The 20,360-nt window shown below is 29.5% G+C and carries 20 protein-coding genes; 19 read left to right on the top strand and 1 reads right to left on the bottom strand.

What is annotated here, in order from left to right:
* The first annotated feature begins 1 nt into the window (after window position 1).
* From AJN70_RS05300 to AJN70_RS05210, 19 genes are all read left to right on the top strand, one after another.
* Entirely contained in the window at window positions 2-265 is a 264-nt protein-coding gene (locus AJN70_RS05300; RefSeq protein WP_002851307.1) for a cytochrome c oxidase, cbb3-type, CcoQ subunit, read from the top strand.
* Window positions 265-1,128, top strand: a complete 864-nt coding sequence (locus AJN70_RS05295) for a cbb3-type cytochrome c oxidase N-terminal domain-containing protein (RefSeq protein WP_002870877.1) — start codon at window positions 265-267, stop codon at window positions 1,126-1,128. Before AJN70_RS05300 ends, AJN70_RS05295 begins: the two co-directional genes overlap by 1 nt.
* Complete coding sequence (locus AJN70_RS05290) at window positions 1,125-1,346, top strand: DUF4006 family protein (RefSeq protein ID WP_072224426.1); 222 nt, start codon at window positions 1,125-1,127, stop codon at window positions 1,344-1,346. Before AJN70_RS05295 ends, AJN70_RS05290 begins: the two co-directional genes overlap by 4 nt.
* Window positions 1,343-1,444, top strand: coding sequence for a hypothetical protein (locus tag AJN70_RS05285; protein ID WP_002858872.1), 102 nt, complete (start codon window positions 1,343-1,345; stop codon window positions 1,442-1,444). Before AJN70_RS05290 ends, AJN70_RS05285 begins: the two co-directional genes overlap by 4 nt.
* Entirely contained in the window at window positions 1,441-2,043 is a 603-nt protein-coding gene (locus tag AJN70_RS05280) for a hypothetical protein (RefSeq protein ID WP_002870878.1), read from the top strand. The genes AJN70_RS05285 and AJN70_RS05280 overlap by 4 nt, the downstream gene beginning before the upstream one ends.
* On the top strand, window positions 2,030-2,551 hold the full coding sequence (locus AJN70_RS05275; protein ID WP_002862138.1) for a FixH family protein: 522 nt from the start codon (window positions 2,030-2,032) through the stop codon (window positions 2,549-2,551). The genes AJN70_RS05280 and AJN70_RS05275 overlap by 14 nt, the downstream gene beginning before the upstream one ends.
* Window positions 2,548-4,914, top strand: a complete 2,367-nt coding sequence (locus AJN70_RS05270) for a PD-(D/E)XK nuclease family protein (protein ID WP_070295575.1) — start codon at window positions 2,548-2,550, stop codon at window positions 4,912-4,914. Before AJN70_RS05275 ends, AJN70_RS05270 begins: the two co-directional genes overlap by 4 nt.
* Window positions 4,911-7,676 carry a RecB-like helicase gene (locus AJN70_RS05265; protein WP_070295574.1) on the top strand — a complete coding sequence of 922 codons (2,766 nt, stop codon included), beginning with the start codon at window positions 4,911-4,913 and terminating at the stop codon, window positions 7,674-7,676. The genes AJN70_RS05270 and AJN70_RS05265 overlap by 4 nt, the downstream gene beginning before the upstream one ends.
* Before the next feature lie 83 nt (window positions 7,677-7,759).
* Entirely contained in the window at window positions 7,760-8,185 is a 426-nt protein-coding gene (gene rplM, locus AJN70_RS05260) for a 50S ribosomal protein L13 (RefSeq protein ID WP_002779321.1), read from the top strand.
* A 2-nt stretch (window positions 8,186-8,187) separates the two neighbouring features.
* Window positions 8,188-8,577 carry a 30S ribosomal protein S9 gene (gene rpsI / locus AJN70_RS05255; RefSeq protein WP_002851459.1) on the top strand — a complete coding sequence of 130 codons (390 nt, stop codon included), beginning with the start codon at window positions 8,188-8,190 and terminating at the stop codon, window positions 8,575-8,577.
* Between the two features lie 124 nt (window positions 8,578-8,701).
* The gene (gene cadF, locus AJN70_RS05250) at window positions 8,702-9,661 is read left to right on the top strand and encodes a fibronectin-binding outer membrane protein CadF (RefSeq protein WP_070286091.1); all 960 of its coding nucleotides are present in this window, start codon (window positions 8,702-8,704) and stop codon (window positions 9,659-9,661) included.
* Complete coding sequence (locus AJN70_RS05245; protein WP_002887739.1) at window positions 9,661-10,302, top strand: HAD family hydrolase; 642 nt, start codon at window positions 9,661-9,663, stop codon at window positions 10,300-10,302. The genes cadF and AJN70_RS05245 overlap by 1 nt, the downstream gene beginning before the upstream one ends.
* Before the next feature lie 93 nt (window positions 10,303-10,395).
* Window positions 10,396-13,956: a pyruvate:ferredoxin (flavodoxin) oxidoreductase gene (nifJ, locus tag AJN70_RS05240; RefSeq protein WP_070295573.1), complete on the top strand. Its 3,561-nt coding sequence runs from the start codon at window positions 10,396-10,398 to the stop codon at window positions 13,954-13,956.
* 23 nt (window positions 13,957-13,979) lie between these two features.
* On the top strand, window positions 13,980-14,291 hold the full coding sequence (locus tag AJN70_RS05235) for a hypothetical protein (protein ID WP_002862131.1): 312 nt from the start codon (window positions 13,980-13,982) through the stop codon (window positions 14,289-14,291).
* Entirely contained in the window at window positions 14,269-15,681 is a 1,413-nt protein-coding gene (gene mshL / locus AJN70_RS05230; protein WP_044779973.1) for a pilus (MSHA type) biogenesis protein MshL, read from the top strand. Before AJN70_RS05235 ends, mshL begins: the two co-directional genes overlap by 23 nt.
* Window positions 15,674-16,282, top strand: coding sequence for an ATP-binding protein (locus AJN70_RS05225; protein WP_002921280.1), 609 nt, complete (start codon window positions 15,674-15,676; stop codon window positions 16,280-16,282). The genes mshL and AJN70_RS05225 overlap by 8 nt, the downstream gene beginning before the upstream one ends.
* Window positions 16,283-16,285: 3 nt before the next feature.
* Complete coding sequence (locus tag AJN70_RS05220) at window positions 16,286-16,873, top strand: hypothetical protein (protein WP_044778885.1); 588 nt, start codon at window positions 16,286-16,288, stop codon at window positions 16,871-16,873.
* Entirely contained in the window at window positions 16,863-18,422 is a 1,560-nt protein-coding gene (locus tag AJN70_RS05215; protein ID WP_070243185.1) for a GspE/PulE family protein, read from the top strand. Before AJN70_RS05220 ends, AJN70_RS05215 begins: the two co-directional genes overlap by 11 nt.
* On the top strand, window positions 18,419-19,600 hold the full coding sequence (locus AJN70_RS05210; RefSeq protein WP_052858352.1) for a type II secretion system F family protein: 1,182 nt from the start codon (window positions 18,419-18,421) through the stop codon (window positions 19,598-19,600). Before AJN70_RS05215 ends, AJN70_RS05210 begins: the two co-directional genes overlap by 4 nt.
* Here the strand turns inward: AJN70_RS05210 and AJN70_RS05205 are convergent.
* A complete protein-coding gene (locus tag AJN70_RS05205; protein WP_002855301.1) occupies window positions 19,593-20,357 on the bottom strand; it encodes a TSUP family transporter in 765 nt (254 codons plus the stop codon). The genes AJN70_RS05210 and AJN70_RS05205 overlap by 8 nt on opposite strands.
* Between the last annotated feature and the right edge of the window lie 3 nt (window positions 20,358-20,360).

The following is a 20,360-nucleotide window of genomic DNA, read 5'->3' as shown; positions in this document are numbered from 1 at the left end:
GATGGAACATTTATCAATAGTTTTTGATGTGATTAAAAATTTAATCACATTTGATTTAGCAACAGTTCAAAAACATGAGTGGGAGATTTTCCAAGGTTATGGTTTTTTTGCACTCGTGATGTTTTTGTCAATAGTATTATATGCGTATTGGTATCATTTATATAGAACAGAAAAAAAAGGCGAGAGAAATTATGAAAATTATGCAAACCTTGCCTTAAAAGATGATATTGATGATAGTGTATTAGAAAGTAAAAGGAGTGCTTAATGCAATGGTTAAATTTAGAAGATAATGTTAATCTCTTATCTTTAATTGGAGCTATTCTTATCATTTTAATCACACTAGTTATTGTGAGTAGAATGTTTAAGCAAATGAAAGAAAAAAAAGGCGAGTCAGAGCTTAGCGAACATAGTTGGGATGGAATAGGAGAGTATAAAAATGCTGTTCCTACTGGTTGGGCTGTGGTATTTTTCCTGACTATTGTTTGGGCTATTTGGTATTTTCTATGGGGATATCCTTTAAATTCTTTTTCAAGTATAGGTCAATACAATGAAGAAGTAGCAACTCATAATACAAAATTCGAAGAAAAATTTAAAAATTTATCTCCTGAAGATAAAATAGCAATGGGTCAAAATATCTTTTTAGTTCAGTGTTCAGCTTGTCATGGAATTACAGGCGATGGTATCAATGGTAAAGCTCAAAATTTAAATATTTGGGGTAGCGAAGAAGGTATAATCAATGTAATTAAACATGGTTCAAAAGGTATGAATTTTCCAGGTGGAGAAATGCTTGGTGCTGCTGATTTAGGTGTGGCAGAAGAAGATATTCCTGCTATTGCTGCTTATGTAGCAAAAGATCTTTCAGCTATTAAGAAAACTGCAAATGAAAATTTAGTAGCAAAAGGTAAAGAAGCTTATGCAACTTGTGCAGCATGCCATGGAGAAGATGGAAAAGGTCAAGATGGAATGTTCCCAGATCTTACAAAATACGGTTCTGCAGCTTTTGTAGTAGATGTTTTACATAGTGGTAAGGCTGGTTTTATAGGAACAATGCCGAGTTTTCCAACACTTAATGATATTCAAAAAGAAGCTGTTGGCGAGTATGTAATTTCTCTTTCAAGGGGTGAATGATGGAAAATAATAATAGATGCGTGTTTTCTCTTTCAGGTGTTACAGGTATGTTAATTGCTACGGTTTTATTACTTGCTATCTTAGTAGTTTTAACTATTTGGGGTCTTAAAGCTCAGCAAGAAGTGATGCAAAAGCCATATAGTCTTAAAGATGTACAAAGTGTAAAGATGTTTGGTTCAAAAGAACAAGATCATAGAAGTATAAAGGAAGCACAATGAGTAAAGCTTTGGAATATTTAATTGTTATTGGTTTAGTTGTTGCTGCTGCAATCACCGCTTGGTCGGTTTTAACTGTAAATCATCTTCATATAGGATGAAAAAAATATTACAAGATGGCTTTTTTTTAGCCATCTTCTTCTTTGTTTTATTGCCTTCTAGGGTTTTTGCTCTTGATGCTGTACTTTTTAATGAAAATATTTTAAGTCAAAAAGTAAGTAATGAGATTAATCTTATAGGAAAAGAGCTTTACCAAAAAAGTAATATTTTTATCGGCGTTATGGTTGGTGATGAAACTGAAATTGAAACTTTATTAAATAAACAAAAAGAACTTCCTCAATCTTATATATTGCTTCTTTTGTCAAAAAATTCTCACAAAGTTGATATAGTGGGCTCAAAAGGTGCTTTAGCTTTGATTGATAAAGAATCCGTGCTTAGTCCTTATCCTGGAACAGGATCTATTTTGCCGATATTAGCTACAAATAAAGGTGATATTTATAATGCTGCTATACTTAATGGTTATGCAGATATTGTAGATCGTGTGGCAAAATCCTTGGGATTACAATTAGAACATTCTATAGGTAATGCAAATCGTGATACTATCAATATCTTAAGAATACTTATCTATGGATTTATTTGCTTTGCATTGTTATACTATGCACAAAGAAGAATAAAGAGGAAAAAAAATGTTAGAAACTAAAAGAAGTTTTTGGCCTTATGGTATTTTGCTTTCACTTTTGGCTATAATTATTGCTTGTATTGTAACGATTTTTATAGCAAGTCACCATCCTGTATATGAGGATGATTTTTATTTTGACTCTTATCAAAATGTTGAAAATAATTACAATCAAATACAAAAACAACAAGTAAATTTTGATAAATTTTTTAAAGTAAATTTTCAAAATGATAAAATCACTTTTATAGGTAAAAGAAAAATTCCTAGTTATGAAGTGGATCAAAATTCCTATGTTGCAAATTTTAAAATTTCTGCGTTGCAAAATATAAATTCTGATGATTTAAAAGTTCAAGTTCTTCTTACAAGACCATTCACTAAAAATTTTGATCAAAAGTTAGAAGGACAAGTTAAAAATGGAATTTTAAGTATCGCTTTGCCTAAATTAGATAAAGGTAGATGGGAGCTTAAGCTAAAGTTTTATGCAAATCAAGAAACAGTGGGTTTTTTTAGCTACGAATTAAATGCTCAATGAAATTAAGAATTTTTAGTTCTTCAAGACAAATTAGAGAGTATTATAACCAAAAAAAACAGCAAAATGCTTTATTAGATAGTGCTATTCATATAGGTGAATTTTTAGATAAAGTTTGTTTGAGTAATTTTCATAAGGCAAGTTCTTATGAAAGCTTACTTTTAATGCAAGAAGCTTGTCTAAAAAGTAAGGATTTAGAAAAAAAACTAGGAATTTCGGTAGAATTTTTTGCTTTTTTGAAAAATAACGAATATCTTTTTTCTTTTTTTAAAGAACTTAGTTTAGAAAAAAAAAGCATAGAAGATCTTAAAAATAATGATTATTATGCCACCTATAATGAACATTTAGAAATTTTAGATGAGGTATATAAAAATTATCTTGCTTTACTTGAAAAAAATTCTTTTTATGATGATCTTTCTTTACCTAAAAATTACACTCTTAATAAAGATTTTTTAGATGAGTATGAAGCTATAGTTTATGATTTGCAAGGTTTTTTGAGTAAATTTGAAGAAAATTTATTAAGTGAAATTTCTCAGATTAAAGAAGTGGTTTTAAGTTTTAAAACAAGTAAATTTAATCTTGAATATCTTTCAAAACTTGATTTTTTAAAAATATTTGATTTAAAAATAAACACTCATTATGAAATCAATCTTTCAAAACAAGAGATTTTAAAAGAAGAAATTTTTAAAACAAAAAATTCAAAAATTAAACTCAAATCTTTTGAATTAAGGGCTTTACAATGCGCTTTTGTTATGGATGAAATTTCACATTTTGTACGCAAAGGTTTAAAGTCTGAAAATATTGTAGTTATAACTCCAGATGAAAGTTTTTGTGAGTTTTTAAGACTTTTTGATAAAGACAATATGCTTAATTTTGCAAGTGGGATTAGTATTAAAGAAAGTTTATTTTATCAAAAATTTCAAGCACTTTATGAAAGTGCTAGTAGTGCTTCTTTTGTTTATAAAAATCAAGAGGATTATTTTGAAGACACGCAGATGATTTTTGATTATCACAATACGCTTTTACATTCTTTAAAGCTTGATTTTATAGAGTTTAAAAAGTATTTTGATGAGAAATGTGATTTTGAATATTTTGAAAAATTACTTGCTTTATTTTTAGAAAATGAAAAGCAAGAGCTTATTTATTTGATACGAAAAGAACTTTATTTTATTAAAGATTTATTAAAAAATCAGTCTTTAACTCTTAAAGAGTTGATCCATCTTTTTTTCATGCAAATTTCACAACTTTCCCTTAGTGATGTAGGTGGAGGTAAGGTTACGGTAATGGGACTTTTAGAAAGTCGTGGGCTTTGTTTTGATGGGGTGATTTTGGTTGATTTTAATGAAGAATTTATTCCCAAAAGAAGTATTAATGAACTTTTTTTAAACAATGAAGTGCGTAAAAAAGCAGGATTGATTAGCTATGATAGAAGAGAAAATTTACAAAGATTTTATTATGAAAGCTTGATGAAGAATGCTTTAGAAATAAGTATTTGCTTTGTGGAAAATGAAGAAAAAAGCAAATCACGTTTTTTAGATGAACTTGATTTTGACTTTTTTTATGAAACCCATATTCACCAAAAAGCTTATCTTAATGCTTTAAAATTAGACTATGAAGGTATAAAACCTAATCTAACTCCTATAAAAGCTCCTATTTTAAAGCATAATCCTTTCGAGTTTCCGCTTTCTTTTAGTCGTTTTAATTTATTGGAAAATCAAAAAAGAACTTATTATTATCGTTATATTTTAAATTTAGCAGAACCTAGGGTTTTAAGCGAGGAAAGTAAAGCGAAAAATCAAGGAAATTTCATCCATAAAATGCTTGAAATTTATTATAAAAATTATGTAAATAATGATTTTGATATAAAAGTTTTTGCAAATTTATTGAATAAAGAATATCAAAAATACAATATCAGTGAACTTGATCTTGAAGTATTTAAATTAAAATTTATACAATTTGCTAAAAATGAAAAAGAGCATTTTTCAAAAGGCTTTTATGTCGCACATACAGAGCTTGAGTTAAATAATATTTTAAAGCTCGGAGCAGATAGTATAAAACTTAAGGGCACTATAGATCGTATCGATAGTTCAAAAGAAGGTAATTTGATCATTGATTATAAAAGTGGAAAAGTACCAAGTAATTCTTATCAACTTGCTTTTTACCAAGCTTTATATGATGAAAATGCAAGCGTGGGTTTTTATGATTTAAATAGTATGCAAATATTGCATCAAAAAGCTAAAAGTTTAGATGAGCTAAGAGAAAGACTTAAAGACTTAGTTCTTATGAGCAAGGAAGAAATAGAGTTTGAAAATGAACAAGATGAGTACTGTCCTTATAAACTCATTTATAAAAAGGAATTAAAATGAGTCAATTTGAGCCTTTTTTGGCATTAGAAGCGAGTGCGGGAAGTGGAAAAACCTTTGCTTTGAGTGTGCGTTTTGTAGCACTTATTTTAAAAGGGGTTAGGATTAATGAAATTTTAGCTTTGACTTTTACCAAAAAAGCTGCTAATGAAATGCAAAAAAGAATTATTGAGACTTTTTTAAATTTAGAAAAAGAAAATAAAACCAGTGAATGCAATGAACTTTGCAAGCTTTTAGGTAAAGATAAAGAAGAGCTTATTTCTTTAAGAGATGCTAAAAAAGAAGAATTTTTAAGAACAGAGTTAAAAATCAGTACTTTTGATGCTTTTTTCGGAAAAATTTTGCGTGTTTTTGCTTTAAATTTGGGCTTAAGTAGTGATTTTACAATGAGTGAAGAGAAGCTTGATGTAAGAGAGATTTTTTTAAAACTTCTTAAAAAAGATGAATTAAAAGATTTGGCTTATTATATTAATTTAGTTGATGAGAAAGAAAATTTTTTTAACGAGCTTGAAAAATTTTATGAGAATGCTTATTTTCAAAATCTTCCTAAAATTCCAAATCCATCTAAAGCTTATATCAATAAAGCTTATAGTGAGTTAAGAAGTTATTGTTTGGGTCTTACTCATGTAAAAAATTATAAAAACTTGTGTGACAATTTTAAAAGCGAAGTTTTAGATTTATCCGTGTTTATGCAATCAAGTTTTATGACAAAATTTGAAAGTACAAAATATTTACAAGATTTAGAAAGCACTAACTTATATTTTAGCGCAAAAAGAATGGGGCTTATAAATGCTTTAAATACTTATGCTATAGAGCTTGAAAATTATAAAATTGCTAATTTAATGAATCTTTTAAATCATTATAGTGAAGCTAAAAATATATTTCATAAAGATAAAAATACCTTAAATTTCCAAGATGTGAGTAAAAAAGTTTATGAGTTAATAACCAGTGAATTTAAGGATATGATTTATTTTCGTTTAGATGGCTTTATTTCGCATTTGCTTATTGATGAATTTCAAGATACGAGTGTGATCCAATATCAAATTTTACGCCCTTTGATCGCTGAGCTTGTTTCAGGGGAAGGAGTTAAGAAAAATCGCACTTTTTTTTATGTAGGAGATAAAAAACAAAGTATTTATCGCTTTCGTAAAGGAAAAAAAGAATTATTTGATTTGTTAAAACAAGAATTTGATCAAATTAAAAGTGACAGTTTAAATACTAACTATCGTTCTAAAGAGCTTTTGGTTGATTTTGTTAATGAAACTTTTAAAGAAAAAATCAAAGATTATAAAGAGCAATTTGCCTTAGAAAGCAAAAAAGGCGGTTTTGTGCGTATTGTGGAATCTAAAGAACAAAAGGTTAAAAACCAAGCTCAAGAAATCAAGGAAAAGACTTTAGAAACTTTATTTGAGCAAGTTAATTTTTTAAGATCTAAAAATATTTCTTATGATGATATTTGTATTTTGTGTTGGAAAAATAGCGATGCAGATATGGTTTTGGATTTTTTAAGAGAGCAAAATATTCCTGCATTTACTCAAAGCAATGTTTTACTTGAAAATAAAGCAAGCGTAAGACTTGTTTTAGAATATGCTAAATATTGTATTTTTGGTGATGAGTTTTACTTGGTATTTTTAAAAGAACTTTTAGGTTTTGAGCCGAGAAAAATCACCCTTGATTTTTCAAAAAATGCTATGGAAAATGTACTTTTTTTAATAAAAGAATTAAAACTTGATTTAAATGATATAGCTTTAATGCAATTTATCGAATATGCTAAAACTAAGGAAAATTTTTTAAAGCTTTTATTTGAGCCTTGTACTTTGAAAATAGTAAGCGAGCAAAATATGGGTATTAGTATTATGAGTGTGCATAAATCTAAGGGTTTGGAATTTGATCATGTGATTTTGCTAGATAGTTTATCTAAAAACAATTCAAACAATGAAGATATCATGCTTGAATATGATATCAATCAAGGTTGGCAACTCCATATTAAGGATAAAATTCGAGAGCTTACTAAAGAGCCTATTTATACCCTTTTTAAAGAAAATATTACAAGAGCAAATTATGAAGATGATATCAATAAACTTTATGTGGCTTTTACAAGAGCTAAGGAAAGTTTGATTATCATAAAAAGAAACGAAGAAAGTGTAAATGGAAATTATCCAAGTTATTTTAAGGGGGGATTTTTAAATATACATTCTCAAGAGAGAGGTTTTTTAGAAAGCAAAGAGCAAATTTTAAGTATTAAAAAAGAAAGTATTCAAGCTTTACAAAAATTTGAAAAAATTAGCCCACAAGAAGTTCAAAGTGAAGAAAAGCTTGATAGTAAAGAGTTATATTTTGGAAATGCTTTTCACTTTTTTATGCAAAATTTAAAACTCCCTAAGGGTGAAAATTTTCAAATACTTACTCAAAGATGCAAGAGCAAATTTAGGCATTTTTTAGATGAGAGTGATTTTGAAAAGCTTTTTAAAAGAATTGAAATTTTGCTGAAAAATACTCAATTTCAAAATTTAATTAGCGATGGAAAGCTTTTAAAAGAGCAAGCTTTGAGTTTTAATGGAGAAATTAAACAATTAGACTTGCTTGCTCTAAAAGATGAAGAAGCTTTCATAATTGATTATAAAACAGGTCTTGCTATGCAAGATAAACATAAAGAGCAAGTAAGAACTTATAAGATTGCCATTAGTGAAATTTTAAAAAAAGATAAAGTGCGTGCTTTTATAGTTTATTGTTTGGAAAATGAAATTCAAATTTTGGAAATATAAACTTTATTTTTACTTAAATTAAGTAAAAATTAATATTATTTTTTATACAATCACATTTTAAATTTTTGGCAAAGGTAAAAATTATGACAAAGATAACAAAGCCAAACGAAGTAAAACGAGAATGGATTGTTTTAGACGCAGAAGGCAAACGCTTTGGTCGTCTTTTAACTGAAGTAGCAACAATTTTGAGAGGTAAAAACAAGCCTTGCTTTACTCCAAATGTTGATTGTGGTGATTATGTAATTATCATCAATGCTTCAAAAGCTGTATTTACAGGTGCTAATAAAGCAGAAGATAAGCTTTATCATAGACATTCAGGATATTTTGGAAGTGTAAAAAGCGAAAAATTTGGTGATTTACTTGAAAAAAATCCTGCAAAATTATATAAATTAGCAGTTAGAGGTATGCTTCCTAAAACAAATTTGGGCAGAGCTATGCTTAAAAAATTAAAAATTTATGCGGGTAGTGAGCACCCACACACTGCGCAAATTGCTAAAGAAGGAAAATAATCATGGCAACAACATACGCAACAGGTAAGAGAAAAACTGCTATCGCAAAGGTATGGGTAAAACCAGGTAGTGGTAAAATTAGTGTTAATGGTGTTGATTTAAACACTTGGCTTGGTGGACACGAGGCGATTAAGCTTAAAGTGGTTCAACCTTTACTTGTGACTAAACAAGAAACTTCAATGGATATTAAAGCAACTACTTTAGGCGGGGGCTATAGTGCTCAAGCTGAAGCTTTAAGACATGGAATTTCAAGAGCTTTAGCAGCTATGGATGCTGATTTTAGAGCTTTATTAAAACCTAAAGGACTTCTTACTAGAGATAGTAGAACTGTTGAGCGTAAAAAATATGGACGCCGCAAAGCAAGAAGAAGCCCGCAATTCTCTAAACGTTAATATTTTTGGTGGGATTTTCCCACCTTTCTACAATTTTTTATAAAACTTATCCTTTTTTCTGTCATTTATGATATAATTGCAAAATTTAAATTTTTATTTTATAACACAATGAAAGGTTTTTTCTATGAAAAAAATATTATTATGTTTAGGTTTGGCAAGTGTTTTATTCGGTGCTGATAACAATGTAAAATTTGAAATCACTCCAACTTTAAACTATAATTACTTTGAAGGTAATTTAGATATGGATAATCGCTATGCACCAGGGATTAGACTTGGTTATCATTTTGACGATTTTTGGCTTGATCAATTAGAATTTGGGTTAGAGCATTATTCTGATGTTAAATATACAAATACAAATAAAACTACAGATATTACAAGAACTTATTTGAGTGCTATTAAAGGTATTGATGTAGGTGAGAAATTTTATTTCTATGGTTTAGCAGGTGGAGGATATGAGGATTTTTCAAATGCTGCTTATGATAATAAAAGCGGTGGATTTGGACATTATGGCGCGGGTGTAAAATTCCGTCTTAGTGATTCTTTGGCTTTAAGACTTGAAACTAGAGATCAAATTAATTTTAACCATGCAAACCATAATTGGGTTTCAACTTTAGGTATTAGTTTTGGTTTTGGTGGCAAAAAGGAAAAAGCTGTAGAAGAAGTTGCTGATACTCGTCCAGCTCCACAAGTAAAATGTCCTGTAGAACCAAGAGAAGGTGCTTTATTAGATGAAAATGGTTGCGAAAAAACTATTTCTTTGGAAGGTCATTTTGGTTTTGATAAAACTACTATAAATCCAACTTTTCAAGAAAAAATCAAAGAAATTGCAAAAGTTTTAGATGAAAATGAAAGATATGATACTATTCTTGAAGGACATACAGATAATATCGGTTCAAGAGCTTATAATCAAAAGCTTTCTGAAAGACGTGCTAAAAGTGTTGCTAATGAACTTGAAAAATATGGTGTAGAAAAAAGTCGCATCAAAACAGTAGGTTATGGTCAAGATAATCCTCGCTCAAGCAATGACACTAAAGAAGGTAGAGCGGATAATAGAAGAGTGGATGCTAAATTTATTTTAAGATAATGAATAAAACTATTTTATTTGATTTAGATGGCACTTTAATTGATTCTACTGATGCTATTTTAAATTCTTTCCAAGGAGCTTTTAAAGCCCTTGGATTAACTTCTAAAAATAATGAAGAAATCAAAAATCTCATAGGTTATCCTTTAGAGCAAATGTTTAGAATGCTTTATCCAGATAAAGTAAATTTAAGTAAAGAATTTGTATTAGCTTATCGTGAAATTTATGCACAAATTTATTTAGAACAAACCACTCTTTTGCCTAAAGCAAAAGAAGCATTAGAACTTGGAAGCGAAATTGCAGATCTTGGTATAGTTACAACAAAAGGAGGTAAATTTACTCCGATTTTACTTGATTATTTGGGGGTTAAAAAATTCTTTAAAACTTTAATTACTCTTGAAGATGTCATAAATCCAAAGCCAAGTTCTGAACCTATAATTTTAGCCTTAAAAAGACTTAATAAAACTCAAGAAAATGCCTATATGATAGGCGATACAATACTAGATATTCAAGCTGCAATTTCTGCTAATATCACTCCTTTGGCCTTAACTTGTGGCTATGGCAATGAAAATGAATTAAAAGCTCATTCTATGGTATTTTTAAATGCATATGAGGCTGTTAATTATATAGCTAGATTAAACTAATTTCAAGTTTTCGTTAAACGCCTTTTAAGAGAATTTATAGTAAATTGATAGCTAAAAAATTATAAAAATTATCAATATATAAGGAAGGTCTCAATGGGTAAAATTATGAAAACTATGGACGGAAATGAGGCTGCTGCATACGCTGCGTATGCTTTTACTGAAGTTGCTGGAATTTATCCTATTACACCTAGTTCTCCTATGGCTGATTACACCGATATGTGGGCAGCTGCAGGCAAAAAAAATCTTTTTGGAGTTCCTGTAAAAATCGTAGAAATGCAAAGTGAAGCAGGTGCTGCAGGTAGTGTGCATGGATCTTTACAGGCTGGGGCTTTGACTACAACTTATACAGCTTCTCAAGGATTACTCCTTAAAATTCCAAATATGTATAAAATAGCAGGTCAATTACTCCCCTGTGTAATCCATGTAGCAGCGCGTTCTTTGGCTGCTCAAGCTTTGTCTATCTTTGGTGATCATCAAGATATTTATGCGGCAAGACAAATTGGTTTTGCTATGCTTTGTTCGCATTCCGTGCAAGAAACCATGGACTTAGCTGGTATAGCACATTTAGCTGCAATTAAGGGAAGAGTGCCATTTTTGCATTTTTTTGATGGTTTTAGAACAAGCCATGAAATTCAAAAAGTTGAAGTAATGGATTATGCACATTTTGATAGATTATTAGATAGAGAAGCTTTGCTTGAATTTAGAAATAATGCTTTAAATCCAGAAAATCCAAAAACACGCGGAACAGCACAAAATGATGATATTTATTTTCAAACTAGAGAAGTAAGTAACCGTTTTTATGATGCTTTGCCTGATGTTGTTAATGAATATATGCAAGAAATTTCAAAAATCACAGGTAGAGAATACAAACCATTTACTTATTATGGACATAAAGAGCCAGAGCGTGTGATTGTTGCTATGGGTTCTGTGACTCAAGCACTTGAAGAAGTGGTAGACTATCTTAATGCTAAGGGTGAAAAGGTAGGGATTTTAAAAGTTTATCTTTATCGCCCATTTAGCTTAAAATATTTCTTTGATGTTATGCCAAAATCAGTGAAAAAAATCGCAGTTTTAGATAGAACCAAAGAACCAGGAAGTCTTGGGGAGCCACTTTATCTTGATGTAAAATCAGCTTTCTATGGAAGAGAAAATGCTCCTGTTATAGTGGGTGGAAGATACGGACTTTCTTCAAAGGATGTTGATCCTGCTCAAATGATAGCAGTATTTGAAAATCTTAAACTTGATAATCCAAAAGATGGCTTTACTGTAGGTATAGTTGATGATGTAACTCATACTTCACTGAGTACTGGAGAGAAAATTTCACTTGGAGATGAAAGTACGATCGAATGTTTATTTTACGGACTTGGTGCTGATGGAACTGTGGGTGCAAATAAAAACTCGATTAAAATCATCGGGGATAAAACGGATTTTTACGCTCAAGCTTATTTTGCTTATGATTCTAAAAAATCAGGGGGTTATACAAGAAGCCATTTAAGATTTTCTAAAAAACCTATCCGTTCAACTTATCTTGTTTCAACTCCGCATTTTATCGCTTGTTCGGTAGCGGCTTATTTGGAAATTTATGATGTTTTAGCAGGAATTCGCAAAGGAGGAACTTTCCTTTTAAATAGTATTTGGAATGCTGAAGAAACCATAAGACAACTTCCAGATGCAGTAAAGAAAACTTTAGCTGAAAAAGAAGTAAATTTTTATATCATCAATGCAACCAAACTAGCTCGTGATATAGGTTTGGGAAATCGTACAAATACCATTATGCAATCAGCCTTTTTCAAACTTGCAAAAATCATTCCTTATGAAGACGCACAAAAATACATGAAAGAGCTTGCGTATAAATCTTATAGTAAAAAAGGCGATGCTATTGTAGAAATGAATTACAAGGCTATTGATGTGGGTGCTGATGGACTTGTAAAAGTTGAAGTAGATCCAAATTGGAAAAATTTAGAGCTTAAAGAAAAAGAACAAACCAATGCCTATAAAGGTACTGAATTTGTTGAAAAAATCGTAAAACCTATGAATGCGGCTAAGGGTGATGATTTACCTGTTTCAGCCTTTTTAGGTTATGAAGATGGAAGTTTTGAACACGGCACAACCGAATACGAAAAACGCGGTGTTGGGGTTATGGTACCAAGATGGATAGAGGCAAATTGTATCCAATGTAATCAATGTGCTTCAGTTTGTCCGCATGCTGTTATTAGACCATTTTTGATTAATGATGAAGAAATGGTAAATGCACCTCGCGGTGTAAAAGATCATGCTTTAGAAGCTAAAGGAACCAAAGGAGAAAAATTAAGCTTTAAAATTCAAGTTTCTCCACTTGATTGTACAGGCTGTGAGCTTTGTGTTCATGAGTGTCCTACTAAAGAAAAATCTTTGGTTATGGTACCACTTCAAGAAGAGATGGATTTTGGTGAGCAAGAAAATGCGGATTATTTATTTAAAGAAATCACATACAAAGATGATATTTTAAATAAAGAAACTACAAAAGGAGCACAATTTGCCCAACCTTTATTTGAATTCCATGGAGCTTGTCCTGGATGTGGGGAAACTCCTTATATTACTTTAATTACAAGATTGTTCGGTGAAAGAATGATTGTGGCTAATGCGACAGGTTGTAGTTCTATTTATGGGGGCTCAGCTCCATCAACTCCTTATAGAAAAAGTGTGAAAAATGGACACGGTCCTGCTTGGGGAAATTCACTTTTTGAAGACAATGCTGAGTTTGGTTTGGGTATGAAAATTGCAACTGAAAATACAAGACACCGCATTGAATATATCATGAATGAAAGTATGCAAGAAGTTCCAAATGCTTTATCAGCCCTTTTTAAAGATTGGATTGCAAATAAAGACAATGGTGCTATGTCTGTGGAAATTAAAGATAAAATGATCCCTATTTTAGAGCAAAATAAAAATATTAAAGCCGTACAAGATATATTAGAGCTTAAACAGTATTTAAGTAAAAAATCTCACTGGATTTTTGGTGGTGATGGTTGGGCTTATGATATAGGCTATGGCGGACTTGATCATGTTTTAGCAAGTGGAGAAAATGTAAATATTTTAGTGCTTGATACAGAAGTTTATTCTAATACAGGCGGTCAAAGTTCAAAATCTTCTAGAACAGGAGCTGTAGCACAGTTTGCAGCAGCAGGCAAACCTATACAGAAAAAAGATCTAGGTCAAATTGCTATGACTTATGGTTATATTTTTGTAGCACAAGTAAATTCAACGGCAAATTATACTCATCTTATCAAAGCTATCACTGCAGCTGAAGCTTATGATGGACCATCTTTGGTGATTTGTTATTCTCCTTGTATAGCTCATGGTATTAAAGGTGGGCTTGGTTACTCAGGAGAGCAAGGTGAGCTTGCTACAAAATGTGGTTATTGGCCACTTTATACCTTTGATCCTCGCTTAGAAGAGCAAGGAAAAAATCCTTTAACTCTAACAGGAAAAGAGCCTGATTGGGATTTATATGAGCAATTTTTGATGAATGAAGTGCGTTATAATTCACTTAAAAAAGCAAATCCTGAACATGCTGCTGAGCTTTTTGAACGCAATAAAAAAGACGCTCAACGTCGCTATAGACAGCTTAAGCGTATCGCTATGGCTGATTATAGTAATGAGGTTGAAAGCTGATAAAATATATTTTTAGTGCTACATTGTGTTTTAGCACTTTGTTTGCACAAGATAATTTTGAGGAGTATTTTAAACTTATAGATAAAGAAAATCGCATAAATTTTAATACTCTTCAAAACCCATTTGTGAATCCTACTTTTGAAAAATTAAGACATATTAAAATTACTGCAATTATGCTTGATAAAGTAAAAATTTATGATCGATGGTATAAAAAAGGTGATATGATTGATGATGCTATAATACATGAAATAAATACTAAAGAGATTAAATTCCAATATGATAATTTAGAAATTGCAATCCAAATAAATAAAAATGATAAGATTAATATTAATTAACATTCTTTTTTGCCATTATCTTTATGCTTTAGATTGTCAAAAGCGTCTTTTTGATATCAGTATTAATGAAAAATTAAGCATACAAGAAAGTCTTGATGAGCTTGCAAAATATTGTTCTTTTAGTATTATTGTTAAAGATAAAATTGCCAAAGAAAAATTAGAAACATTGCAAAACTCTGTCAATATTCATCAAATGAGTTTGGACGAAATTTTTAATTTTTTTATCAAAGAGCATGATCTTAGCTATGATTTTGATGGTAAAATTTTAAGAATTTCAGGCATTAATACGAAGATTTTCAAGATAAGTTATATCACTTCTATCAGAGAAGGACAAAGCATAACTAAAGCGTCTGTAGACGCTAAACCAAGGCAAAGTGAATATAGCGGTAGTTTTGATGACGCAGAAGACAATATGATTAAAAGTATGGAAAAATTTGATTTTTGGCAAAATATAGAAAAAGAGATTATTGTATTATTAAAAAATTCTCATGAAGATTATGAGGCTAAAACTCCCATTATAAATCCCAATGCAGGTCTTATTATAGTAACTGGAACAAATTCTCAGTTAAAAAGTGTGAAAAATTATTTGCAAAAACTAGAAAATCGTCTTAAAAAACAAGTTATTATCGATGTTAGCATACTTGCTGTGAGTTTAAATGAAAGCCATTCTAGTGGGATTAATTGGCAAAATTTTAATATAGGTTTAAATTCACAAGTAAATAATGAAAATTCTTTTATTCAGTTTCAAAATGGGCAAGGTTTTGTTAAGAATTTGGGTTTAAGGGCAAATTTAAATTTTGATTCTATTATTAACTTTCTTTCTCAAAATGGAAAAACTAGCGTGCTTTCTAATCCAAAGCTTATGGCTTTAAACAACCAACAAGCCATTATTTCTGTAGGCGATACTATAAATTATCAAGTCAAAGAAAGTTCTAAAGGTACTGAAAATGGGACTACTGTTAGTGAAAGTTATAATAATTATTCTATTTTTATAGGTATTTTACTCAATATCTTGCCTGAAATTTCTGATGATGGAAAAATAATGCTTAGAATTAATCCAAGCTTAAGTGATTTTAAGTATCCAGAAGATAATAAACGACAAAAAGAACCAAGAACTATTGCTCCTGATACCATACAAAAAAAGCTTTCTAGTGTTGTGCAAGTAGAGAATAATCAAACTTTAATTTTAGGTGGATTGATTTCTCACGATAAATCTAATGAGAAAAATTCTATCAATTTTCTATCAAAAATTCCAATTCTAGGTTCTTTGTTTAAAGGAGAAGTTTTAAATTCTAAAGCAACTGAAATTGTTTTTATTATCACTCCAAGTATAGTAGATAGTGTAAACGCTCCAAGTCTTAAAGATCTAGGATTTAAGCATTATGAGTAAAATTATTCCATTTAGAGAAGAAATTTTTCATCAAATCAATCAAATTTTAGAAAGCCAAAAAGCTTTTATTTTTTTATGGGGAAAAAGTGGTAGCGGTAAAAGTGTATTGTTGCAAAGATTGGCAAAAAAATATAATGTTGATTTTATTAATGAAAATTTTAAAGATCAGAGTTTCTTAAAAGAAAAAATTGAGTTTTTGATTTCACAAGGTCAGAGTTTAATCATTCTTGATGAAGTAGGAATGTATGATTATGCAATGCTAGAAAGCATTAGGATTTATAGTGATTCTATAAGTTTTGTTTTAAGTTCTCATAAAAAGTTAAATATACTTAAAAAAGAGCATTTTAAAAGTCGTTTAAGTGCTTGTTTTGAATTGAAAAATATTAGTCTTTTAGAGCTTGATGATTATATTAAATTGAAATTCGGAATGAATTTTTCAAATAAATGTCTTAAGTTTTTACAAAAAATTTCTCAAGGAAATTTAAGATATATTGATAAAACTTTAAAAAGTTTTTATGAGATAAATAGTTTTTTTGATACAAACAAAAGTCAAGAGTATATTTTAAAGCTTAGTGCTTTAGAGAATGGCTTATTAAGGTAAGGTATGCAAGAAAGAATTAAAGAACTTGAGCTTAGGTATAAATATTTTTTACTTAAAAAATATTTAAAATATTTATTTTTAATTGTTTTAATCTTAGTGATAGCATTTTGTTTTTTTGTGCTAATGCAAAAATATAATAAGCAAAAAAATATTTATTTGCAAGCTATTGAACATAAAAAGTATTTAGAGCAAAAGATTCTTCAAGCGCAAATTTTACAAGAAAAAAATAAGATTTCTAGGGAAAAGTTATATAAAGAACTAGAAGAAGTTAAAGCGGTGCAGGAAAATACACATATTAGTAAGATAGAAATTGATTCTAAAATTTTAAATATTTCTGATTTAAAAAAATCTTTTTATCAAAATCCAAGCTATGAAAAGGCTTTAAATTTAGCTAAGAAGTATTTTGATATTAAAGCTTATCAAAAGACAATATTTTGGGCTTTAAAAGCCAATGAACTTGACAAGCAAAAACAAGATTCTTGGCTGATTTTTGCTCAGGCTAAAAGAGCTTTAGGTGAAGAAAAAGAAGCTCAAAGTGCTTTAGATGCTTATATAAATTATTATGGTTTAATGGAATTAGATGGAAAGTAGAATGGATAAAATTTTTCAAGCTTATATTGATAATGAAATAAGTCTTGATGAAATTTGCACTAAATTTAATATCACTTCTTGGGATTTTTTTAAAAAATTAGCAAATTTTTGTAATTTACATTTTGTTGATTTAGATGAAGATAATGATTTTATTTATGAAGGTATACCTTTTTCTTTACTTTTAAAATTTAAATTTCTGCTTATTAAAAATAATGACGGCTTTATGATTATTAGATCCAAACCTTGTTCTTTAGAGCTTTTAGAGCAAGTTAAGACTTTTATGATTTGTGAAAAAATCGACACTGCAATTGCCGATGAATTAAAGATAGCTAAAATTTTAAATCAAATTCGCATTCAAGAGGAGATTAAAAGATTAAGCATTAAGCTTAGACTTGAATGGCAAGAAAATCAAAAAAGAGATGATCAAAGTTGCATCAGTCAAATTTTTGATTTTTTATTACATGAAATTTTATCTTTTCATGCGAGTGATATTCATATAGAAGCAAGGAACGATGACGCTTTGATTAGGTTTAGGGTTGATGGAATTTTGCGTGAATTTGCTATTTTTGAGAAGGATGTTTATGAAGCTTTGGTTTTTCATGTCAAATTTTTAGCTTGTTTGAATTTAGCTGAATCAAGAAAAACACAAGATGGAAGTTTTGAATTAGATTTTGAAAATGAAAGATATGATTTTCGTGTTTCATGTTTGCCTTTGATTTATGGCGAAAGTGTTGTTATAAGAATTTTAAAACATGATAAAGAAATTTTGGATTTGTATAAACTAAATCTTGGAGATAAAAATTTAGAAATTTTAAAAAAGATTTTACATCGTCCCAATGGAATGATTTTATTAACCGGCCCTACTGGCAGTGGTAAAAGTACAACTTTATACGCGTGTTTAAATGAGTTGAAAAGTATTGAAAAAAAGATTATTTCAGCAGAAGATCCTATAGAATATAAAATTCCTTTAGTGCAGCAAATTTTGCTTAATTCAAAAGTTGGAGTCGAGTTTAATAGTATTTTAAGAGCAATTTTAAGGCAAGATCCTGATATTATCATGATAGGAGAAATCCGCGATGAAGAAAGTTTAGATATTGCAATTAAAGCTTCTTTAACAGGTCATTTGCTTTTAAGCACCTTGCATACTAATGATGCTCTTAGTACCATTGATAGGCTTTTGGATATGCAAGCAAAAAGTTACTTGATAGCATCGGCTTTAAGTCTTGTTATAGCACAGCGTTTGGTTAGAAAACTTTGTCCTTGGTGTAAGCAAAAAAGCAAAAAACATTATATTGAATTTGAAGGTGAATTTTTTGAACCAAAAGGATGTGAGCGTTGTCATCATAGTGGATTTTTTGGCAGAGAATTAATCGCTGAGTGCTTAGAGATCAATGAAGATTTAGCTTGTGCAATTAGGGAAAATCAAGATAAAACGATTTTAATGGAGCTTGCAAAAAAATATGGCTTTCAAACTATGTTTGAACAAGGTTTAAAAAAAGCCAAAGAAGGTCTTACAAGTATAGATGAGCTTTTAAGGGTTGTAAGATGAAGTTTTATGAAGTAGAATTTCTTAAAAACAATCAAAATTATATAAAAACTATAAAAGCTGAAAATTTAAATACAGCACAAGCAAAAGCCTTATCAAAGAATTGGAAAATCATTGATATAAAAGAAATTCAAAAATCTAATTTTCAGAGATTAAAAGATGAAAATTTCATACTCTTTTTTAAAGAGCTGGCTTTGTTGTGTGAAGTTGGATTAAGTGTTCAAGAAGCGATTAGAGAATTATATCTTATGCATTCTTGCAAGATTATGAAAAAAATATTAGACAATTTAATTTTAGCCCAAAATTTAAATCAAGCTTTTGAAAATGCTAATTTTGGATTAAATCGTGCGGAGCTAGCTTTGATTAAAACGGCTGAAAAGACAGGAAAAATCAGTGAAGTGTTTAGTCAAATTTCTAAACTTCGAGAAAAAAGCTTAGAGACTCAAAAACAATTAAAAAAGGCTTTTAGATATCCTACTTTGGTTTTTTTAAGTATTATCGGAGCATTTTTATTTTTAATGCTTTTTGTAGTGCCTAATTTTAAAGATTTATTTGAAAATTTAGGCGCGAGTTTGCCTTTTGTTACACATGTAATGTTAGAAATTTATAATTTTTTAGATGGCTATGGAATTTTTTGCATACTTTTGTTTGTTATTTTTATTGTTATGCTTATTTTAGCTTATAAACATTTTCATTCTTTTGCTTTTTCTTGCGATTTTTTATTTTTAAAAATACCTTTGATTTCTCGTTTGATTATTTATAATCAAAATTATTATTTTTTTATGGTTTTTTCTTTGCTTTTAAAAAATGGAATTTCAATATCTAAAGCTTTTGATTTAGCTATTATAGGGCTTGAAAATAAATTTTTAATTTTTCAGTATAAAAAACTTTTTAGTTTTATAGATTCTGGTCTTGAGTTAAGTCAGGTTTTTAAAAAGATTGATATTTTTGATTCTTTGGTATTTTCTATGCTTAGTGTTGCGATGAAAAGTGGAAGACTTGAAGTATTAAGTGAAGAAATTGCCAAATATTATCAACAAAAAAGCGAAAATTTGATGGATAGATTTTTGGTTTTTTTAGAACCTATGATGACTTTATTTGTAGCGCTTTTAGTTTTGTTTTTGGCTTTAGGTATATTCTTACCTATGTGGGAGCTTAGCTCAGGGGTCAATTTTAACTAAAATAATCCCAAGCTACTTTAATGATAGTAGCTCCTACAACGATTAAAAATAAAGTTTTTATAAACTTTCCATTAGTTTTTAACACAAGTTTTGAGCCTAAATAAGCTCCTAAAACTTGTCCTACACCCATAAGCAAACCTACAGCCCATAAAAGTTCGTACTGCCATAAAAATATAGCAAGAGCAATGATATTACTAGTGAAATTTAAAATTTTAGTATTAATGCTTGCTTTTCTCATATTAAAACCTAGTAGCATCACACAAGCAAAAATCCAAAATGAACCCGTTCCAGGCCCTAAAAATCCATCATAAAATCCTAAAGTTAAGCCACAAATTAAATGAAAAATTTTGATATTTTTTATTTTAGGTTCGCTTTCGTGTTTACCTAAGTTAGGACGCAAGGCTGTATATAGGAAAGTAAGAGTTAAAAAGATTAAGATAATAAGCTTTAATTGCTCATCTTTTACAAAAAGAACGCTATAACTTCCTATAGCTGCTCCTAAGGCTGTAAAAAAAACACCCCAAGCAAGATGAGGTAGAGTGGTGGATTTAAAATAAGTTAAAGTAGCCGTAAAAGAACCAAAGACGCTTTGGAGTTTGTTTGTTGCTAAAGATAAATGCGCAGGAATCCCACAGGCTATGAGCGCTGGTAGAGTAATAAGCCCTCCTCCACCTACAATAGAATCTATAAAACCAGCAAAAAGAGCTACAAAAAAAAGTATGAAATAATAAATTGTATCTAAGTGCTCAAAGCCCATTTT

Origin of the sequence: Campylobacter sp. BCW_4341 (genome assembly GCF_001764255.1) — a bacterium.
Taxonomy (GTDB): Bacteria; Campylobacterota; Campylobacteria; order Campylobacterales; family Campylobacteraceae; genus Campylobacter_D; species Campylobacter_D jejuni.
The sequence above is the reverse complement of the archived record's forward strand: the minus strand, read 5'-3'. Positions and strand labels throughout refer to the sequence as shown.